At 44.8% G+C, this 1,334-nt stretch carries 3 protein-coding genes; 1 reads left to right on the forward strand and 2 read right to left on the reverse strand.

What is annotated here, in order from left to right; all coding sequences use genetic code 11:
* Positions 1–471: sugar transferase (locus tag R7Z77_RS23940; protein WP_318136870.1), on the forward strand; the 471-nt coding region annotated here is incomplete at its 5' end.
* 18 nt (positions 472–489) lie between these two features.
* On the opposite strand, the gene R7Z77_RS23945 is transcribed toward R7Z77_RS23940, so the two are convergent.
* Together R7Z77_RS23945 and R7Z77_RS23950 are read right to left on the reverse strand one after the other, a co-directional pair.
* Complete coding sequence (locus R7Z77_RS23945) at positions 490–879, reverse strand: ATP-binding protein (RefSeq protein ID WP_318136871.1); 390 nt, start codon at positions 877–879, stop codon at positions 490–492.
* A 120-nt stretch (positions 880–999) separates the two neighbouring features.
* Positions 1,000–1,334 (reverse strand): BCCT family transporter (locus R7Z77_RS23950; protein ID WP_318136872.1); only part of this gene is annotated, 335 nt, incomplete at its 5' end.

Here is a 1,334-nt window from a genome sequence, read left to right on the forward strand (position 1 = left end):
CGCTGCACGCCAGAGAAGATGGATCTGTTTCAAATCATGAAGTTTCGCACGATGTACATCGATGCAGAACAACGCTCAGGTGCCGTTTGGGCAACCGAAAATGATCCACGCATTACCCCGGTCGGCCGATTTTTACGTAAGACTCGTCTCGATGAGTTACCGCAGCTATTCAATGTATTGAAAGGTGAAATGTCTATGATTGGCCCTCGCCCCGAGCGACCTGCCTTTTATCAAAAGTTGGAAGATGAAATTCCCTACTTTGTAGAGCGTACATACGGCGTACTGCCAGGTATTACAGGCTTGGCGCAAGTAAACCAAGGTTACGATGCTTGCATTGAAGACGTGAGAAGAAAAGTCGGTTTTGACCACAGCTATGCACTAAGCCTTGGGTCGTTTTACTCGTGGATCACGATGGATCTTTCTATCATGAGCAAAACGCTTATCGTAATGATTGATGGACGCGGCCAGTAATGCTTCGAGTCTATTTTATTACTCTTGCCACTGGCGACGCATCTTCTCGATTGTCGCTGGTGGCACATTATGAATGCTCTGATATTCGCCCGAGCACACCATCACTTCCACCTCGATAGATTTCTTTCGGCAGTAATCTAAATACCGCTTCATTTCCCAATGTCGTACAAAGGTATTACTCACAATCACGATGTTCCCTTTGTTCAACCATTTGCGCGTTTGTTCAAAACACCATTCGTGCGCTTGCGGAAGCAAAGACGGATTGAAGTGGTACTCGCCTTTCTCATTCTCAAAATACATGTCGGCTTCGAAATGCTTCGCATCGAAATCTTTTACCAATTGTTTCGCCAAGGTTGTTTTTCCTGAGCCAGGAAGACCACGAATGAGAATAAGTTTAGCAAGCGACATAATGCAGTTGAGTGATGAAAAAGAAGCCCAAACTGTAACGGAATTTCTTAAAAAGAAAAGCAGAAATAAAAATGCCGAGCAATGAATGCTCGGCATTGAGTATTAATTTATCAACATCGATTAGCGGTAAGCGGAAAGTTCGGTACGTAAACCTTTCACCAAACTCACACACATCAACAGCAGAACAAAGGTAAATGGCAAGCCGGTCGCAACCACACCAGACTGTAGCGCTTGTAAGGCTTCTTTACCGCCAACCCAAAGCATAACCGCGGCAATTGAACCCTCGATACACGCCCAAAAGATTCGCTGTGGAACGGGAGCATCAATCTTACCGCCCGCAGTGATACTGTCGATAACCAATGAACCGGAGTCAGATGAGGTGATAAAGAACACCAAAATCAAAACAATCGACAGAATAGAAATCACTGAACTGTATGGTAGTACATCGTAAACAT

This window comes from Vibrio sp. 1401, from assembly GCF_033340295.1.

Excerpts from the sequence above, each read along its gene's own strand:
- R7Z77_RS23945 (WP_318136871.1), bottom strand. The coding sequence starts at position 879 with ATGTCGCTTGCTAAACTTATTCTCATTCGTGGTCTTCCTGGCTCAGGA.